The organism is Acinetobacter sp. AS23, assembly GCF_023612055.1.
GTDB classification, from domain to species: domain Bacteria; phylum Pseudomonadota; class Gammaproteobacteria; order Pseudomonadales; family Moraxellaceae; genus Acinetobacter; species Acinetobacter oleivorans.
This window is the reverse complement of record NZ_CP082274.1, coordinates 1,293,815-1,307,699: the sequence shown is the minus strand read 5'-3', so window position 1 is coordinate 1,307,699 and position 13,885 is coordinate 1,293,815. Positions and strand designations below refer to the sequence as shown.

Genomic DNA, 13,885 nt, shown 5'->3' with positions numbered 1-13,885 from the left:
TTTCTCATTTTATTTATCTGCAATTTATTCTATGTGAAACTAGGTTTAAGGGCGATTATTAGTTTTGAGAAGAAGTATCCTAAAAACAAAATGGCTTAAATCGTCCAAAAATGAAAATTTAGAGTACCCATATGAAAAAAATATATCTCTATTTTAATGTTCATAATTAAGCACTCGTAAAAAAAGCCCTTACGGGCTTTTTTGATTAAACAACGAATTTCAACATGAGCTGAATCACTGTTGCATTAATTAAATCGACAAAGAACGCACCACAAAGCGGAACAATTAAAAATGCCTTATGCGATGGACCATACATGTTTGTAATCGCTTGCATATTTGCTACTGCTGTTGGCGTTGCGCCCATACCAAAACCACAATGCCCTGCTGACAACACCGCTGCATCATAGTTTTTGCCCATTACACGGAACGTCACAAATGCTGCATATAACGCCATCGTAATCGTTTGAGCACCTAAAATCACAACAAGAGGCCCAGCCAAATCTGCAAGTTGCCAAAGCTTTAATGAAAGCAATGCCATTGCTAAATAAAGCGACAAAGACGCATTACCAAAAACATCAATCGCACGGTCAAAAATATCAATTTTCAACACGCTTTCTAAAATATTTCTTAAGATTACACCACCACCGAGCGCCCAAACGAAGGTTGGTAACTCAAACCAAGTTCCCTTACTAAAGCCAGTCATAAATTCAGCAAATGCTAAACACGCTGCAAACATACCCAGCGTGGTAATTGCATTATCAGCAGTAATTAAACGAACTTGATGTGGGTTTTCAAACGGCGCGAGGTCATCCGAATTGTGTTCAACATGACCATCACGCTGTTGTATTTCAGCATTGGTTTTCGGTTGTGCAAGGTTGTAACGATTGATAAGCAATTTCGCTAATGGGCCACCAATTACACCACCAATAATCAATCCAAAAGTCGCACTCGCCATACCCAGTGCTAAAGCACCCTGAATACCATGCTGACTTTCTAAAATTTCACCCCAAGCTCCGGCTGTACCATGACCACCTGTTAAGGTAATTGAACCTGCAATTAAACCAATTAATGGGTCAAGGCCAAGCAAAGTTGCAAGGCTCATGCCGACCGCATTTTGCACAACAATGAACGATGCAACACAGACTAAAAAGATAACCAAAGCCATACCGCCTTCTTTAAGCTTCATAAAATTGGCACTTAAACCAATAGAAGCAAAGAATACAAGCATAAAGCTGGTTTGCAATTCGCTACTAAAAACAATGCTATATCCCCATAGTGTATGGACAAGTAGAGAAATGACCGCGGCCACCAAACCACCTGCTACAGGTTCGGGAATATTGTAGCGTTTTAAAAAATCAATTCGATTAACAAGAAAGCGGCCCAACAATAAAACAATGACCGCCGAAATTAGCGTATAAAAACCATTAAAAACAAATTCCATATAAACTACTTTCTAATTACATTCCTAAAGGATTGTAAAATAATTATATTTTATTTTTTCATATGTAAAAAAAACACAAATAAACTTTACAAAACTATCCTACCAATAGGCTTTTTACTATTCTTAAAAAAAGCTTAAATTTTTAAAGGTTTCATACAAAAATATTAAATAAATTTATTTCATTATTAATTTCAAATATTTATTGCAAATTATTCTTAATGAAAAATAATTATTCCTTGACACCTTAAGCAGAAAATACTGTCTTTTGGGTCACGGAACTTAGAACTCATTCCCTTTAATATCCCTGAAAAGACCAGCTCCTTATTGCTCTGGGCAACATCTTTATAGGTTTTATATTCAATGAGTTTATTGCTTAAAGTTCGTCAGAACATTCCACAGCTACAGTCTATTAAAAAATCTCTTCAGACACGTGCTGGTCAAAAAATACCTCACATGCTGATCAATGCATCGGATCTATTTTTTAGAGGTCCTGAAATTGCCTTGTCAGGAAAAACACCTTTTGACGTGATCTATAAGCATGAAATTATTAGCTTACGCCATTATAGAAACGAAGCCGATATCTCTACACCTAAACACCGTGTTCCTTTAGTGATTGTTCCGCCATTAGCTGTGAACATGCTCATTTATGATTTGTTTCCTACTCGCAGTTTTGTACGCTTCTTTTTGGCACACGGGTTTGATGTCTATTTAATTGACTGGGGTGTGCCAACCCATCACCAAGCAAAATACAATTTCGGCACCTACATTAAAGTCTTTATGCCCGAAATGCTAAAGCAGGTTCGCGAGCATAGTGGTCAGCAACAGCTTTCTTTACATGGGTGGAGTTTAGGCGGTGCACTTTCACTCTGCTATACCGCATTATTTAAAGATAAAGATATTAAGAATCTAATTATTCTCGCTTCCCCTATCGATACTCACAAAGCGGGTTATATGGGGAAACTTTATGGCAGTCTGACTAAACCTGCCGAATGGGTTCGTAAACATACGCCATTTCGTATTCGCCACCACGTGCCAAGTAAGGCATTTCATATTCATGGTTGGCAAAACACGCTGGGCTTTAAATTAACGGACCCGATTGGAAATTTGAAAACATATTGGGAACTTTTTAAAAACCTCGATAACCGAGAATTTATTGTCGACCATGCAACCTCAAGTTCATTTATCGATAATATGCTCGCCTATCCAGGTGGAGTCATGCGTGACATTATCCTCCGTTTCTGGATTGATAATGAACTATCCAATGGCGTAATTAAATTCGGCGAACTTACAGCCTATCTAAAAGATATTCAATGTTCAGTACTCGCAGTCGGCGGCAGCACAGATATTATTGTGACCGCTGATGCTGTTAAGCCACTTATGACTTTGATTAGCAGCCAAGACAAAACCTTTAAAGTCGTTCCTGGTGGTCATATGGGTGTCGTTTCTGGAAGCCAAGCCCCTACTGCGGTTTGGCCAGAAATGAGTCATTGGCTAGCTACACGTTCAGATTAACTCACTCACACATCATCAGACCAGTGTAGTCATATCTACACTGGTTAATATTCAAACTTTGCAAAACTATTCTGTTTATCTTTATATATGTTGAATCGTATTTTTCTAAGAAATTTTAAAAGCAACTTATTTTAAAATATATAGATACTATAAAGATATATTAGTATTTCAATTCACAAAAAAGTATTTAAATTATCTAAAAATATAAATTTTATTTATTAAAAATATAGTTTAAGAATAAAATATTTTATCAATCGTTAAAAATTATTCAAACGAAGTATCTGCCATCAAATTAATATTTTTCATTTTTAAAATTATCTTCATCAAGTAGATGTTACTTTTTGTTATTTATGTAAAGCCCACCTTAACAATAAAATTAAATAACTATTTGTTAAATATGATTTTTATTTAATTTTATTTTGTAAAATTTGTATATTTTTTATACAAATGTAGGTAATTTCTCACAACCATGTAAGTCAAAGAGTACAACACAACTAATTGTTTTTCCTATAATTAATTTCAGTACATATAAGCACTCTTTACTATTAAATAGAAAGCTGAATATTAATGAAGAGATCTGGAGAAACGGTAACGTTATCTTTATTAATATAAAAACTCTTAATAATAGAAAAAGAATCTCAAAAAATTAATATGTACTATCTTTCCTCTGGAAACAGAGGAAAGATCTTTTTTTAATCATCAGATAGGGTATAGAAAATGTTTATTGCAAAAAATATATTTGTATATTTACTATCAATGTTAGCTTTATGCTTACTGATTATTTTCTTTAACTACCTTGGAATGAATGAGACGACTAACCTGCTGCTCTCTTCAGCAATTTTTGGAATATTTATTACTTGGTATTATAAAGGTAGCGGACTATGTCTCGCGTTATTTAGTTTTTTTTACTGGGCAATGTTTGTAATTAGTCAAAGTTTAGAAGTGATATGGATGCTCGCAAGTTCAGTGATTGTCTACCTAGTGATGACTAAAATGATTCCTAAATTCAAGGCCATCCATATCGGTGTTATAGCTAAAAAGGGTTCACCCCACGCTTAACCATACCTACTTTCTTAACTGTATTAATTTTGGTTTGTTCAGCACTTAATAATTCATTTAAGAAAATTTTTAAATTTTGCTCATCAAGACGAATGGGATTAAAACTAGTTTCTCCCATCTTTAAAAAGAAAGATTCAATATTTGTATTACGCTGTACATATTTCATTGACCAACGCTGAAAAGAGTTCTCCTCGATGGAATATGTACACAACCATTTAACATTGTAGTGCCTTTGATCATTTTGAATTTTTTCAAATAATCGTTCAACTACCTCCCGTTCACCTTCCAAGCATTGAAAGAAAGCATTATCTGCATAATAGAGCACCCCACAAATTTGATTCAAATCATTGAAATCTCGTGCTTCTGTCAAAATATCACGTAAATCTTGCAATAAATCTTCATTTTTTTCGTTTCGTTGACTGGCATAACACAAGCGAACGTTCATTAGCAATTCCGTGAAATATAAAATTTCTTTATTTAAAGATTTTTTAATCTACCATATCTCTATTACTAATAATTTATATTAACAAGAAAATAAAAAGCCCTCTTATAGAGGGCTTTTATAGCTTCTAAAAGAACAACGAAATTTCTTTTAAAAGACTAAAATAAAAAAAGCACTAAATAGTGCTTTTTTTCTTACTGAAATATTATTGTGGAATAATATTTACAGCATTTGGGCCTTTTTGACCTTGAGTAACAGTAAACGTTACACGTTGACCTTCGTGTAAAGTTTTGAAACCTGAACCAGAGATCTCTTTGAAGTGTGCAAACACATCTGGACCATTGTCTTGTTGAATGAAACCGAAACCTTTAGTTTCGTTAAACCATTTTACTGTACCGCTTACTGTATTAGACATGATATATCCTACTGATTTCTAATATTTTAGTATCATTTAATAATGACACTAACATAACTTTGAAAAAAGAATAACAAATTGAGTTAAGATCTTAAAAAACGAAGGATTATGACTAAAACTACGATACTTTAAAGAAGATTTACTAACAAGACTTTTTTCTAGTTAAGAGCATGATACATGAAATAAATTTCTATTCAAGCTTTTTATGAGAAAAATTTTATAAATTCTAATAAAAAACCAAAAAACAATAACTTAATAGCGCAACTAAAAACTTAGTATATTCCCTACTTAACCAACAACTTACAACCGATTGGATCAATTGTTGAGGAATAGAAAGATCATCACTTATGACGTATTAAGTAACAGAATAAAAAATATGAAAATAGACTTTAAATAATTTAGCTTTTAGAAATTCAGGCAATAAAAAAACTCCTAAACAGGAGCTTCATTTTTAAATGATTGGCAGAGGATCAAGGACTCGAACCTTGACGAACGGTTTTGGAGACCGTCATGCTACCATTACACCAATCCTCTATATTTATGATTAAACAACTCATGATTTAATCATAAAAAAAGCAAGAACATCGTCTTGCTTCTTTTAATGGTGGGGGCGAAGAGACTCGAACTCTTACACCTTGCGGCGCTGGAACCTAAATCCAGTGCGTCTACCAATTTCGCCACGCCCCCATCTGGGACATTTATTTAAAATAAATGTGGCAGAGGATCAAGGACTCGAACCTTGACGAACGGTTTTGGAGACCGTCATGCTACCATTACACCAATCCTCTTCCAAAACATAGATGACTTAACATCTACATTACCTTTAAGTTTTAACTTAAAGTGGTGGGGGCGAAGAGACTCGAACTCTTACACCTTGCGGCGCTGGAACCTAAATCCAGTGCGTCTACCAATTTCGCCACGCCCCCGATGGCTGTGTATATTAGCGATAAGATCTAACAGTGACAAGTGTTTTTTTTCTAAAAAAAACTGACCGTGTAAATTGTATACAGATACTAGATCAATGATTTTTATAAGTTTGAATGTGCTTTTAAACAATTCATCGCTTCAAACACGTTTGCAAACCTATTTTTTTGTTGTTTTTGCAATAAACCCGAAAGTAATGGATAGAAAATCATAAATTTCGCGGGTAATTGAATGGTTAAATTTTGACAATGCAATACTGCCCACTCATAGTAACTCTCTGCTTCTAAGCGAGTTTGAGTTAACCATTCATATAGAACGATACCAAATGCGTATAAATCGCTTTGTATATCCTTAGAAACGCCTCTAAACAGCTCTGGAGCCATATATCGTGGTGTAGCATCCATTCTTAAATCCGAGCTTGATATAAGTCGGGCTTTCTCAAAATCAATCAAATAAGGATTTTGCTCACACTTTCGAAAATGTTCTTTCTTAATATCTCCATGAATCCAACCAAATTCATGGAGTTCTGCGAGCTTATCTAGTGCGGACCAAATCTTATGATATACATCAGTTAAATCTGCTTCATGAGACAATGAACCAAACCACAAATCAGTATTGGGTAAAATTAAAACTTTACCTAAAGAATGGTTTAATTGAGGAATAGCACTAACTTCAATTAAGTTATGAGGTAAAAGCCACGCGGAGTTTTTATGAGTAATTTCTTCGTAAAACAATTGTTCATGGATGAAATCTTGCTCACTTTGAACATTTGTTTCAGGTAAATGATATTTTAACCAATAGTCTTTGTTATCTATACTGCATGTCCATAGATACCGCCCTAAAGCGGCACTCGCAGGTTTTGTCACACTTTTTAAGTTTTGTATATGCGAAGCAAAATCATGCTTCAGCATAGTAAGACTCTGGCTGTTGTTGCTTTTCTTCAAAACGCAAAACTTCTAAACAATGTTGAATCGTCTTGCCAATACGAGCATGGGTTTCAATCGAAGAAATTTTTGGCCAAGTCGCACGTTCCCCTTCTCGCTGTAAGCGTTTAAACAAATGTGGACGTGGGTTTTGCAAAGTATAGGTATAGTGACTCAAGCCATATTTAGCAATGATGTTCACATCACCATAATAACGCTGCCCCATTACTCCATAGCCGTGATCGAGTAATCGTCTAATCGGAGAAATAGAACCGAGTCTTTGACGTGTAAAGTCCATAAGTCCCATGGATAACACTTTACCTTGACGTCTTAAAATCCGTTCAGGCCAACTTAAAACGTCTTTACGAAAGCGGTCTGCATCATTTTGCATAAATGGAACAATATGTGGGTTCACCTGACTGGCGATGGTGTAATTTAAATTATAAAGTCGAGCCATTCTTTCTTGCGGAAAATCATTTCTTACACTGCCATCTACCCACTTTGTGTTTGCCATGTAAGGCGTGTGTTCACCGTCATAACGTTTGCTGGTTAAACGCACGGGTGGAAATAACACAGGTACAGCACATGAAGCCAACACAGCACTCCACACTAAAACATTAGGCGTCATAATCGCATTCATGATGCGCGGGTTTTCTGTTGCATCATATGGCGCAACTGCCACATTAATGTTTAAACCAGATTTTTTGAAAGCCTCTTCAAACGTGAGATCACCCAGATTTTCGACAAGGAACTTTTTCAAATAGTGCACATCGGCAATTCCACCATTTCCTTTAATGAGTTCACGAAGTTTCCTAAAATGAAAAGCATCACTAAAGAATTGTTCTCCATTTAATAAATTTTGAACATCTTCACTGGCAGAAGTTCCGAGCATGCCCGTCATAATTGCTCCTGCACTTGAGCCAGACAACACTTTAGGCATTAAATCTTGTTCAATTAAAGCTTTACAGACTCCAGTGTGAAAAAGACCTAAAGTTGCTCCACCTGAGAACATAAGGGCTGGTTGTCCATATGCTTTTTCACAATTTTCAAAAAACTCAATTTTTTCTTTTCTTTGGAAAGTAATACATTCACTTGAAGCAATATAGGCCAAGCTTTGGCTAACTTCTTCAATATAATCTTCAATTAACTTTTTTGTTCCCACATGCGTTGCAGCAAACAACATAGGGTGACCAATATTTGCAATATCGTAAGTTAGACCTTCTTTGAGTAAATAAATAAGATCGAGCGTTCGATGTTGCTGGCGATATCTTTTCAGTAAAGTGTATCTATAAGAAATGAGTTCTGCATCGAAGTAAGGCGAACTATTATCAAATTTCCACTCTTGCACCCCTGTTTCTTCATCTAGTTTTAATGCAAAAGACTTCCACTCTTCATAAGATTCAGCCATGTCTAACTGACGTTGTAATTTTTTGATACGGTAGGCCTGATGCGGATTCATATCACTGCGTATTTTTTCAAACATATTTCGTCCTCATCTTCACAGATGATTTTACTGAATAGACACAACAACACTATGCGCGGTCTGAAGATTTCAATCAATTGCAAAACCGATAAACTGTATAGACAATAACTTTTTTGTCAGCCTGTTAATTTCGGTGTTAGTATCCTAGTAAATTACTGTTTAACATGATTGACTTACCATGGCTACCATTGATTTACCAGATAATTTAGTTCAAACATTATCACTTGTATTAAATCAGTTACAGCAGGTCTTACCTGAACCTAGACAAGAAACAGATTTTAATGCACCTGCTTTTAGATGGGAAAATCAGCAACTTAAAGCCATCTATACACCCAAAAATATTTATCTGGATGACTTAAAAGGCATTGAACGTCAGAAAGAGAAAATCATTCAAAATACTTTGCAGTTTTTAAATGGTCTACCCGCAAATGATGTGCTTTTAACTGGCTCGCGCGGTACAGGAAAGTCATCTATTGTGCGTGCTTTATTGACTGAGTATGCCCCACAAGGATTACGTTTAATTGAAATTGAGCGTGATGACTTAGCAGACTTACCTAAAGTTCAGAAACTCATTCAAAACCGACCTGAAAAATACATCGTGTATTGTGACGACTTAGCTTTCAATGCTGAAGATGAAAATTACCGTAGTTTAAAAAGTGTATTGGATGGTTCATTACAGTCTGGTTCAAGTAATTTTATTATTTATGCAACCAGTAACCGCCGTCATTTGTTACCAGAGTTCATGCATGAAAACACACCTGTAACCAAGGTCGATGTACCACAATACACTGAGTTACACCCACAAGAAGCGATTGAAGAAAAGATCTCTTTGTCAGATCGTTTTGGTTTGTGGTTATCTTTTTACCCAATGGACCAGAATTTATATTTAGAAATCGTAGAGCATTATCTTGATAAAGCAAATATGGCTTTTAATGATGAAGTTCGCGCTGAAAGTTTGCGTTGGTGTCAAATGCGTGGTCAACGCTCAGGACGTGCTGCATATCAGTTTTCTAAGCACTGGATTGGTTTAAATGGCTTAAAAGAGTTGTCTAACAATTAAACAAAATGTCCCGCAAAGCCTTAGCTTTGGCCTGAAAACCGCTTAGTTTTGATAGTTGTTTTTCATAACCTAAAACAAAGATAGTCCTATCCTCATTTAGGTTTATATATGAAAAAACAATTGCCCAAAATTTCTATAGGCAGCAAAGTTTTAGGTCAAAGCTTATTGCTCGCGCAAAGTGTTATAGATAAAGCAGAAAAATACTCAACTCTTCCTTTTTCACAGTCTCATATTATTCAGCCCCGAGTTGATGAAAAATATTATAGCTGGACTCATTACGGCATCTTTTTCCCACTTTTGCCAGAGCCGCATCGCTATTTAAATATTATGATTTTATTAGGCACACCCGGTGCTCTTGCATTTGATCATGATGACATAATTCATGGAAATCCCAGAAAAACAGCGACTTTCTTTTCAAGTACAGCTGCAGTAGAGAAAGCTTTGCTTAAGGCTTATATCATTCCTGAAGATACAAAAATTAATGAAGATGGAAGCTTAATCGAACTAGGTCAAGAAATTTCAATTCAAGGAAAATTTCCACAAATTCATATTAATGGGCACTACGAGGGTCTTGATTTCGACTTTGATATTGATGTTACCTCACATGTTTCGTGGTTTATAAAAACACCGATTTATGATCATTTTAGTTTGTTGGCAAAGTTTAAAGGTTTCTTAAGCTATCAAGCAGAACGTATTGAAAGTGAGGGACTCTGCACTTATGAATATGCTCGAGCAGTTGGTGCTCATTCCATCACAAATAAACTTATTCCTGAAGCCTATAAACTGCCGCTTGATTTTTTTACTTATCAAATTATTAATTTAAATGAGACCACTCAACTTCTTCTTACCAAAGCAGATATTGCAGGTCAGACAGCAGCTTATACTTTACATATTAGATATCTTGATCGACGGGCAGAAATTTATACAGATGTCAGTTTTGATATTATTTCTCACCAAGTTGATGATTACATCTCACCGACTGGGCAAAAGATGCGACTTCCTAAATTCTTTTCGTGGATTGCTCGAAATGAAGCCAAACAAATTATTTTAAATATTCAGGCAGAAATTGACTGCCCACTCCGCTACGGTCATGGGCGAGGATATGCAAGTAGTTATATATTTACCGGTAATTATTTCGGCAATGAAGTTCAAGGCCGTGGCTATATCGAATACATTGATGTCGAAAACCAACAGACCTTTGAAGATGAATAGTTTTACTCAGGAATAGACAACTCAGTCATTGGCCAACGTGGTGTTGTGGTTACAGCCAAACCATCATGCTGGCCTGCTTTTAAGCGTTGATAGCCTGCAAAAGCAATCATTGCCCCATTATCAGTACAAAGAGCAGGTTCTGCGTAATAAACTTGTGCCTTAATTTTAGCTAATGAAGTTTCCAACTGTTCACGTAATCGTAAATTTGCGCTTACTCCACCTGCAATAACTAGACGCTTAAGTCCAGTCTGCTTCAAGGCTTTTACTGATTTTTTTACCAAGGTATCTACAATTGCTTCTTGGAATGACGCAGCAATGTCAGCATCTCTGTTTTCACCGTTCAATTTTTTCAATTGCACAGAAACAGCTGTTTTTAAACCACTAAAAGAAAAATCTAGACCTTGGTGAAGCATTGGTCGTGGAAATTCAAACGCTAATGGATTACCACTTAAAGCCAATTTCGCAATATTAGGACCGCCTGGGTATGGCAAACTCATCATTTTTGCAACTTTATCAAAGGCTTCGCCAGCTGCATCATCAATAGACTCACCCAAAAGTTCATATTGACCAATACCGTGAGCTGCCATTAATTGTGTATGCCCACCTGAAACCAATAAAGCAACAAATGGAAATTCAGGCGGTTGACTTGAGAGTAAAGGCGCCAACATATGCCCTTCCATATGGTGAACACCAATGGCAGGTTTATTTAAAGAAAAAGCTAAAGTTCTTCCAAATAAAGCCCCTGTCATTAAGGCTCCCATTAACCCAGGACCACGTGTATAAGCAACAGCATCAATCTCTTGTTTCGTTACACCACTTTGGTCAAGTAATTGATTCATTAAAGGAATTAATTTTCGAACATGGTCTCGAGAAGCAAGTTCAGGTACTACTCCACCATATTCGGCATGAAGTTTAATCTGGCTATAAAGAACCTGTCCCCGCAAGCCGAGTTCGCTATCATAAAGTGCCAACCCTGTTTCATCACAAGAAGTTTCCAAGCCTAAAACAATCATCAAAACTGCCTTTTATATGAGTCAAAATATTGCAATCGCTATTATAGACTTGTGATATGAGTTGTAAATGAGTAAAATACTGACCTTCACTTGTGATCCGGCACAATAGTGTGCTTGATCTTATCCATAATCTAGAGGATTTTACATGCCACAAGTTAAGTTGAAAGAAGGCGAACCAGTTGACGTAGCTATCCGTCGTTTCAAACGTTCATGCGAAAAAGCTGGTGTTTTAGCTGACGTTCGTAAACGTGAATTCTACGAAAAACCAACTCAAGAACGTAAGCGCAAAAAAGCTGCTGCAGTTAAACGCTACCAAAAGAAATTGGCTCGCGAATCTGTACGTACTACTCGCCTTTACTAATTAATTTGTGATTGACTGCTGAATTATGACTACTTTAAAAAACCAAATTACTGATGCATTAAAAACTTCTATGCGTGCCAAAGATATGGCAACAGTGACGGTTTTGCGTAGTCTACAAGCAGCAATTAAGCAAATCGAAGTCGATGAGCGCATAGAGCTTGGCGACGCTCAGGTTCTTGCGGTCATTGAAAAGCAAATTAAACAACGTAAAGAATCGATCAAAGCCTTTGAAGGTGCTGGTCGTGATGATTTAGCTAGTAAAGAACAAGCCGAAGCTGAGATTTTATCTCAGTTTCTACCAGAAGCTATGACTGAGGAAGAGCTTGATTCTCTCATTGAGCAAACGATTTCTGCTCAAGAAGCAACTAGCATGAAAGATATGGGTAAGGTGATGAATTCTCTACGTCCGATCATAGCCGGGCGTGCCGATCCTTCTGTAGTTTCAGCAAAAATTAAAGCTAAATTAGCTTAATCTCTTCTCTTAAAATTTTATATTCCCTCAAACAAAAGCTCCTTTTAGTTTGGGCGTGTTTATATATTTGAATTTTTTGAAAGCTATATTTTCAAATTTTCATTCTTCGCTCATCTTGCATTTGTTTCAATCTACTGTCTATTCTAGCCGACATTGCTTGATTGTCCTTTGCTAATCGCTGAGCATGCAACATCGATTTAATCGCATTCTCTTCACTCCCCGACCAATATTCAGCTTCTGCTCGATAGCGTAAAACATTGACTGCTCTCAACGGTCCTGTCTTGTCCAAATTAGCAGCCTGCTGCAAAAATTGCCAACCTTGGATATCTCTTGGGTTTTTATTGATAAACCGTTGAACAAGAGTTTGAACCTGTGAAAATTTTCCTTGGCGCAGCAACACTTCAGCCAACTTATAACTGAAAGCTCTATTTTCAGGCATAGTCATTTGTGTAGAAGCAATTGAAGTATAGGCTTGATCCAACTTGTTTTGCCCCAGATAAATATCGGTCTGCAAAAGTGTAACAAGAGGTTTTCCACTAGATTTGACTTGATCTAAAGTAGATTGCGCCTGTGCATAATCACCTTGTTTTACATAAAAAGCTGCCAAAGCAATAAGACCCGCAATATTTTTTTGTGAGGCTAAACTCTGTAGTTGGTTTTCGGTAGCCTGACTTGAAACTACCATTGTGTACCATTTTAAAATTTCAAAATCAGCATCATATATGCGATTTTTGACTTTAGGCATTTGGTTCGCACGAAGTCGAGCTTCACTCATGCGTTCGGTCGTCAGTGGATGGGTCAGCCAGAAATCTGGTAAAAAACTTACCCGACTAGTCGCACGATGCATTGTTTCAAAATAGTCTGCCATACTTTGCGGATTATAACCCGCTGCATACATATATTGCATGCCAATACGGTCCGCTTCACGCTCCTGATTTCGACTATATGTTAACTGGCTATCCATTAATGCAGCCTGTGTTCCCAACATCACTGCTGCTCCTGCATCTCCACCACCCTGTGCAGCTATGGCAACACCTGCTAAAAGCCCAGCTAAACTCAATAACGTTTGCCCCTTAAAGGCTTCCTCTGAACGACTAAAATGTCTTTGGGATACGTGTGCAATTTCATGCGCCATCACCCCAGCAATTTCATCAATATTGCGAGCTGAAGCAATAAGTCCTGTATTAAGCGCAAATAGACCGCCCGGAACAGCAAATGCATTGATTTGTGGATCTTTAATAACAACTAGACCAATAGGCTGACCCAGTTGAGTCTCACTTAAAATACTTGAAAATACTTGAAAAAATTGATCTTCGAGCCAGATATCTTGGATAACGGGCATTTGTTTATGCACTTCACGGAAAACTTTTTCACCAATAAATTTTTCTTTTTGTTGATCAAGCAAACCTATTCCACTTCCAATATTCGGAATTTCCACCTGATTCGCAGATGGCTGAGGGTCGAAAGACTGTGCATACGAAGCATTTGCTATAAAAGTCGCACTTAAAATAACTGGCAAAAATCTCAAAAGTTTTCTCTATTAAAATTAAACCATAAAAAAAGCCTAC

At 36.5% G+C, this 13,885-nt stretch carries 13 protein-coding genes and 4 tRNA genes; 6 read left to right on the top strand and 11 right to left on the bottom strand.

Features of this window, described 5'->3' with window-relative positions:
* Nucleotides 1-205: 205 nt before the first annotated feature.
* Nucleotides 206-1,441 (bottom strand): sodium/glutamate symporter, encoded by a 1,236-nt coding sequence (gene gltS, locus K6I41_RS06100; protein ID WP_005306928.1) that lies wholly within the window; start codon nucleotides 1,439-1,441, stop codon nucleotides 206-208.
* Nucleotides 1,442-1,801: 360 nt separating this feature from the next.
* Here gltS and K6I41_RS06095 point away from each other — a divergent pair, with 360 nt between their 5' ends.
* Entirely contained in the window at nucleotides 1,802-2,953 is a 1,152-nt protein-coding gene (locus K6I41_RS06095; RefSeq protein WP_250375398.1) for an alpha/beta fold hydrolase, read from the top strand.
* Between the two features lie 717 nt (nucleotides 2,954-3,670).
* Complete coding sequence (locus tag K6I41_RS06090) at nucleotides 3,671-4,012, top strand: hypothetical protein (RefSeq protein WP_013197260.1); 342 nt, start codon at nucleotides 3,671-3,673, stop codon at nucleotides 4,010-4,012.
* Here K6I41_RS06090 and K6I41_RS06085 read toward each other — a convergent pair.
* From K6I41_RS06085 to K6I41_RS06050, 8 genes are all read right to left on the bottom strand, one after another.
* Nucleotides 3,987-4,457 (bottom strand): AnBLUF65 family BLUF photoreceptors, encoded by a 471-nt coding sequence (locus K6I41_RS06085; RefSeq protein WP_151826864.1) that lies wholly within the window; start codon nucleotides 4,455-4,457, stop codon nucleotides 3,987-3,989. The genes K6I41_RS06090 and K6I41_RS06085 overlap by 26 nt on opposite strands.
* Before the next feature lie 202 nt (nucleotides 4,458-4,659).
* The gene (locus K6I41_RS06080) at nucleotides 4,660-4,869 is read right to left on the bottom strand and encodes a cold-shock protein (RefSeq protein ID WP_003650775.1); all 210 of its coding nucleotides are present in this window, start codon (nucleotides 4,867-4,869) and stop codon (nucleotides 4,660-4,662) included.
* A gap of 460 nt (nucleotides 4,870-5,329) precedes the next feature.
* Nucleotides 5,330-5,403, bottom strand: a tRNA-Trp gene (locus K6I41_RS06075).
* Between the two features lie 68 nt (nucleotides 5,404-5,471).
* Nucleotides 5,472-5,556, bottom strand: a tRNA-Leu gene (locus K6I41_RS06070).
* 27 nt (nucleotides 5,557-5,583) lie between these two features.
* A tRNA-Trp gene (locus K6I41_RS06065) sits at nucleotides 5,584-5,657 on the bottom strand.
* A gap of 53 nt (nucleotides 5,658-5,710) precedes the next feature.
* Nucleotides 5,711-5,795 (bottom strand) — tRNA-Leu (locus tag K6I41_RS06060).
* Between the two features lie 102 nt (nucleotides 5,796-5,897).
* Nucleotides 5,898-6,704: a protein kinase domain-containing protein gene (locus tag K6I41_RS06055; RefSeq protein WP_250375397.1), complete on the bottom strand. Its 807-nt coding sequence runs from the start codon at nucleotides 6,702-6,704 to the stop codon at nucleotides 5,898-5,900.
* Nucleotides 6,691-8,199, bottom strand: a complete 1,509-nt coding sequence (locus K6I41_RS06050) for a DUF3336 domain-containing protein (RefSeq protein ID WP_005306944.1) — start codon at nucleotides 8,197-8,199, stop codon at nucleotides 6,691-6,693. The genes K6I41_RS06055 and K6I41_RS06050 overlap by 14 nt, the downstream gene beginning before the upstream one ends.
* A gap of 178 nt (nucleotides 8,200-8,377) precedes the next feature.
* Here K6I41_RS06050 and K6I41_RS06045 point away from each other — a divergent pair, with 178 nt between their 5' ends.
* Together K6I41_RS06045 and K6I41_RS06040 are read left to right on the top strand one after the other, a co-directional pair.
* Entirely contained in the window at nucleotides 8,378-9,259 is an 882-nt protein-coding gene (locus K6I41_RS06045; RefSeq protein ID WP_198306915.1) for an ATP-binding protein, read from the top strand.
* A 108-nt stretch (nucleotides 9,260-9,367) separates the two neighbouring features.
* Nucleotides 9,368-10,471, top strand: a complete 1,104-nt coding sequence (locus K6I41_RS06040) for a DUF6670 family protein (protein WP_198306916.1) — start codon at nucleotides 9,368-9,370, stop codon at nucleotides 10,469-10,471.
* Between the two features lie 2 nt (nucleotides 10,472-10,473).
* On the opposite strand, the gene tsaD is transcribed toward K6I41_RS06040, so the two are convergent.
* Nucleotides 10,474-11,484 (bottom strand): tRNA (adenosine(37)-N6)-threonylcarbamoyltransferase complex transferase subunit TsaD, encoded by a 1,011-nt coding sequence (tsaD, locus tag K6I41_RS06035; protein WP_199986751.1) that lies wholly within the window; start codon nucleotides 11,482-11,484, stop codon nucleotides 10,474-10,476.
* A gap of 145 nt (nucleotides 11,485-11,629) precedes the next feature.
* Here tsaD and rpsU point away from each other — a divergent pair, with 145 nt between their 5' ends.
* Both rpsU and K6I41_RS06025 read left to right on the top strand, forming a co-directional pair.
* Complete coding sequence (rpsU, locus tag K6I41_RS06030) at nucleotides 11,630-11,845, top strand: 30S ribosomal protein S21 (RefSeq protein ID WP_001136722.1); 216 nt, start codon at nucleotides 11,630-11,632, stop codon at nucleotides 11,843-11,845.
* A gap of 25 nt (nucleotides 11,846-11,870) precedes the next feature.
* On the top strand, nucleotides 11,871-12,317 hold the full coding sequence (locus tag K6I41_RS06025; protein ID WP_004791284.1) for a GatB/YqeY domain-containing protein: 447 nt from the start codon (nucleotides 11,871-11,873) through the stop codon (nucleotides 12,315-12,317).
* 91 nt (nucleotides 12,318-12,408) lie between these two features.
* Here the strand turns inward: K6I41_RS06025 and K6I41_RS06020 are convergent, their stop codons facing one another.
* Complete coding sequence (locus K6I41_RS06020; RefSeq protein ID WP_250375758.1) at nucleotides 12,409-13,836, bottom strand: M48 family metalloprotease; 1,428 nt, start codon at nucleotides 13,834-13,836, stop codon at nucleotides 12,409-12,411.
* Between the last annotated feature and the right edge of the window lie 49 nt (nucleotides 13,837-13,885).